This window comes from Bacteroides sp. CAG:633 (assembly GCF_000435115.1).
Classification (GTDB): domain Bacteria; phylum Bacteroidota; class Bacteroidia; order Bacteroidales; family Bacteroidaceae; genus Bacteroides; species Bacteroides ndongoniae.
In genome coordinates this window covers 1-5030 of record NZ_FR883068.1, presented here as the reverse complement: position 1 = coordinate 5030, position 5030 = coordinate 1, and the positions used below count along the sequence as shown (strand labels likewise).

At 49.0% G+C, this 5030-nt stretch carries 2 protein-coding genes and 1 pseudogene; all 3 read right to left on the bottom strand.

Annotated features, from left to right (window positions below):
- Positions 1–1096 (bottom strand): RagB/SusD family nutrient uptake outer membrane protein (locus tag QVP67_RS07810; RefSeq protein WP_288180019.1); only part of this gene is annotated, 1096 nt, incomplete at its 3' end.
- Between the two features lie 13 nt (positions 1097–1109).
- Positions 1110–4325 (bottom strand): SusC/RagA family TonB-linked outer membrane protein, encoded by a 3216-nt coding sequence (locus QVP67_RS07805; RefSeq protein ID WP_288180018.1) that lies wholly within the window; start codon positions 4323–4325, stop codon positions 1110–1112.
- Between the two features lie 244 nt (positions 4326–4569).
- Positions 4570–5030: pseudogene (locus tag QVP67_RS07800) on the bottom strand (pectate lyase); the annotation flags it as partial.

Below are 5030 nucleotides of genomic sequence, written 5' to 3'. Positions count from 1 at the left end.
AGGGAACGCAAGTCACGTCGCGGCGTTTGTCCTTGATGGAATAATCGAAGAATACATTGGGCAGAGGACCTACCTGTCCGCCTTGTTTGGCTTTTACAAACTGGTCGATTGCTGCATGTTTGGTGCCGTAGGTGTAAACCATACGTCCGCGTGCGGAAGGAGAGTTTGCATAAGGAATTTCCCAGAGAGATTCACCGCCGGCAGCGATTTCATCCTGGCAGTTGCCTTTGAATACATCTACAAAATTGTTTTTCAGTGCCACATATTTTCCTTCCTGATCCATAACTTCCTTACAAGCCTGCAAGGCAATGGGGTAGAGTACGGATACTGACAGATCTGGATCAGAGCTTTGGCGCACTGTACCGTCGGAACGAAGCGAATAGCCTGCGGCCTGCATGCAGACACGTGCCAGGAATCCTTTTACGAATGCCTTGTTGATACGTTCTACTGTTTGCGTATCGCTACGTTCGTTGGGCCATGCTACATATTCCTGTGCGGTTTGCAGATCGGCTATGATTTGTTTGTAGATGACATCGCGGTCTTCACGTGGCAGGTTGATTGTCTCAGGTGTAATGGCTACGAAACGTGCCGGTACGTCTCCCCAGGCATTGATCAGGTCAATATAGGCAATGGCGCGTAAGGTCAGTGCCTCGCCATACAGCTGGCGCAGACCTTCGTCGTTTTCTAAGTCGGCGTATGCCTGTAAGCCTTCGATGGCCAGATTTGCTTTCTCGATGCCTGAATAGATGTTTGACCAGGGCTCTTTGGCATCGGCAATGTTTAATTGGCCGTTATTGGGTAACGTATTGTAGTTGACCATATTGGCTTTGTCATCACCTCCGTCCGAACCGTTCAGCCATTCTATGTCGGTATTCATGCCATAGTAGCAGAAATAACGTGCACGGTGGTTCTGCTCGCCATAGTAAGTATAGATATTGTTGATGGTACCGATGGCCAGGTCGTAGATTGAGAATATGTTCTTGTCATCCATAGAAGAGGGTGACTGTGTATCCAGAATATTATCACCGCAGGCCGACAGCAGGAATCCTCCGGCTATGAATGCGGTTGTAAGCGTAGTATATAATTTATTTTTCATGACAATAGATGGTTTAGAAGTTCAAGTTTACACCGATTACAAACTGACGGCTTTTGGGGTATGCCGAGTAATCCACTCCCGGTGTCAGAGCAGTTTTGGTTCTGGTAGATACTTCCGGATCGAAGCCTGAGTAGCCGGTAATGCAGAGCAGGTTATAGCCGGTAGCATAGAAACGCAGATTGTTGATGCCGACTTTGCGGGTCAGTGATTTCGGTAAAGTATAACCTACGGTCAGTGTGTTGAGACGTAAGAACGATCCGTCTTCTATGGCCCAGCTTGTCAGTACGTTCTGGTTCATCCATGGTGACCACATGGTGGTGTTCGCATTCATTTCGGCCAGTTCTACCGGGTCGTTACTGATGGTACCATCGGCACGGAGGTTAGTCCAGCGTTTGCCGTCGGCCATGATGTCAATCATGTTACGGTAGCTGGTGTTGTTTCCGGCAGTGGTATATTCTATCTTGTTGGCATTGTATACGTCGTTGCCAATGCTGTAGGTAAAGCTGGCTGCAATATCGAAATTATAAACTCTGGCGTTCAGTCCGAAACCTCCACTAGCTACAGGATTCGTATCGCCAATAATGGTACGGTCGGCTGCGGTCACCTTTCCGTCCTCACTTCCATCTACGTTTTTCAGTTTTAGTGCACCCGGGCGGAGCATCTTTTCACCGATGACTTCGCTGTCGTTGACTACGCCTTCCTTAAGAATCCACTTATTGTTTGCAGCATCGTAGCCTTCGAAATCATCTACTTCGTAGCGTCCGTCACATACGTATCCGTAGATCTGTCCGATGGGAGAACCCGGACGTACTACATAGTCCGAACCGATTTCGGTAGAGGCCCAATTGGAGGCTGCCGCATATTCGTTCAACGAGCCCAAAGAAACGACTTTATTCTTGTTGAAGCCGATATTGCCGTTGAAACTTAAGCCGAAGTTCTTCTTGTTGACAATGTCCCAGTTCAGGCTGATTTCCCAACCTTTGTTTTCTGTTTCACCCAGGTTACGCCATTGATAACTGTATCCTGTACCGGAAACCGGGAATTCGATGAGCAGGTCTTTGGTACTGTTCCAGTAGTATTCAACCGTACCGTTCAGACGTCCTCCAAAGATAGAGAAATCGAGTCCGATGTTACGCGTATGCGTCGTTTCCCATTTCAGGTCGGGGTTCGACATGTACGAACCGGTTGTCCAGAAGCTGGAAACGTTGTTGATCCATCCCAAAGCGCTACCGCTTCCTGCCGACCAGATTGTACGCATCTGATCGCTGTCAATGTCGTTGTTACCGGCAGTACCGTAGCTGACACGAAGTTTCAGGTCGTCCAACCAGCTACGTGTGCTTTCCATAAAGTTTTCCGAAGAGATACGCCATGCAACGGCTGCTGAGGGGAAGAAGCCCCAGCGGTTGTCTTTTGCAAACTTGGAAGAACCATCGGCACGGAACGTGGCTGATACGAGGTACTTGCTTTGGTAGTCATAATTGACACGTCCGAAGTAAGAGAGGAGCACATCATCGGCATTGATGAACTTGTTGGTGCTGTAAGCTGTTCCCTGGCTGCTTAATGTGAAAGCCTGGCTGGATGTGAATTGCGTAGGATAGTAGCGCACTTCGTCTGTATCGGTATTGCTTTTCACCTTGATAAGTTCTTGTCCTACCAACAGGTTCAGATGATGATCTTCGCTTTTGATCAACTTCTTAAAGTCGTAGCTCAGTGTATTTGCATTGCGGAATGTTTCACGACCATTTTCAGTAAAGACAACAATGGGCTGATTGTTTCCGTTTACGCGGGCGTTATAGGTCGAAATACCATAAAAACGTTTATCGTCGTTTGTATAGTATTGCAGACCGAATTCAGTCTTGAACTTCAGGTTGTCAATGATTTCCCAAGTGAAACTTCCGTTGTAGTCGAATGTCCGGCGGTCTTGCAGACGGTCATTGTCATACACCGAAGTCAGAGGCTGGGTCAGGTTCATGTCCGGGTCGTATCCTTCGCTTAAGCTTGCATAATTGAACGGTGAGAAAACCATCACATTCTTCATACGCGAGTCGGCAGTCGAAACTTCTGTCTTCGATTCGTTGGCACCGGCTCCACTGATGTGGGTATCGGAGTAGCGGGCTGAAAAGTCGAGGCTAACTCTCTTCACCGGTTTGTAGTTCAGCTTCAGGCTCAGGTTGTCTCGTTTGTAACTTGAACCCAACATGATGGCTTTATCGTCCATATGTGCATAGTTGAACGTAAATTTCATCTTGTCGCTACCGCCACTTATGCTGAGGTTGTGGTTGAAAGTATGTCCCGTACGGCCGAATACCTGGTCTTGCCAGTTGTTTTCGGGCACGTTCTGGTACAAGTCGATGTCCTGATAGTTACCAAAGATATCGGTATAGGTTGAAGGATTGATCTGGTCAGGTTTTCCGCTTTTCAGCATGGCAAATTCGTATTGCCATTTAGCATAGTCGGCACTGCTTAGGGTGTTGAGCTGCTTGGCCATTTTCTTCCAGCTATAGTAAGCATTGTAGCTGACGCTGACTTTGCCTTCCTTACCCGACTTGGTCGTTACCAGAATTACACCGTTGGCACCACGCGAACCGTAGATGGCAGTCGAAGAAGCGTCCTTCAGGACGGTGATATCTTCGATGTCGGAGGCGGGGATGTCGGAGATGGACTCCACGGGAAAGCCGTCAACGATGAACAGAGGTGTGTTGTCACCGGTGATGGAGCCGCCACCACGTACGCGGATCTTCATTTCGGCATCGGGTGAACCTTCTGTTGTGGTGATCTGCACACCGGCCATTTTACCGGTCAGGGCTTCAGTGGCCGAGGCAACGGGTACTGCTGCCAGTACATCGGAGCTGACGGTAGCTACCGAACCGGTCAGGTCTTTCTTCTTTACCGAACCGTAACCGATGACCACTACTTCTTCCAGTGCCTGGGCGTCGTCGGACATTACTACCTGAATCTTTGTTTGTCCTTTCAGGGGGATTTCCTGCGTTGTCATTCCTACATACGAGAATACCAACGTTGCGTTGGAGGGGACAGAAAGGGTGAACTTGCCGTCGATGTCGGTGATGGTACCGTTGCCGGTGTTCCCTTTCTCAACTACGGAAGCTCCGATCACGGTTTCTCCCGTCTTGTCTTTCACTGTACCAGTTACGGTCACATTCTGCGCGGATACGCTGAGCGATATCAGGGTTACTAATAAGGATAGTAACACGGCGCGCATGTTTCTCATCTTGTTAGACTTGTTTTGCATGGTTATTAATTAAATTATGTTTTATTCCTTAAGTGTGTTTGAACACACTGTTAATTCCTTATTGCAAATGTATATGGATGTAAAAAGCAGAATGTGCAAAATTTGTTTTTAGGTTGGTACTTTTTGTTATTCTTCCATTTTTTGTGTTCCCAGAAAAGATGTGGCAGGAGCTGTACGGCACGAAGCTGACAATCTGCCTGCCCGTCTGTTACCAGCCGTCCTGTTATTGGCCTGAAATTCCTGTTTCGGCAATGTGGCTGACCAATTCATTCAGGTAGACTTCCAGGTTGGTGTACTGGGAACTCAGGTTGTAGGCACTGCCGTCGGCTGCATCGGGGTTCAAGCCGTGCGCTTTCTCCCATTCGTCGGGCATGCCGTCGCTGTCGCTGTCTTTGGGGGCATCGGCCGATTGGTATTCGGGCCATCCGCCTACGTCGGCAGGCTGGTCGATCATGCCGTTGGTGCTACCATTCGAACCTTCGTAGGTATAGGTGCCCTGGCGTACTTCTTCGACGATGCGGGCATCGCAGGCATCGCGCTTCAGCGAGGCACCGGCCAGGCGAAGAACCGATTCGTAGGCTTCGGCAGTCGGTTGCAGCGAGGTGTGCTCGGCTATGTTGAAGGAGCTTTTAGCCAGTACGTCGTCCTTGGAGGCAAAATCGTTTTTCAGGATGAGGCCTGCGG

What these genes read in the sequence shown, in the direction of transcription:
- QVP67_RS07805 (WP_288180018.1), bottom strand. Translation starts at nt 4,325, where the DNA reads ATGAGAAACATGCGCGCCGTGTTACTATCCTTATTAGTAACCCTGATA.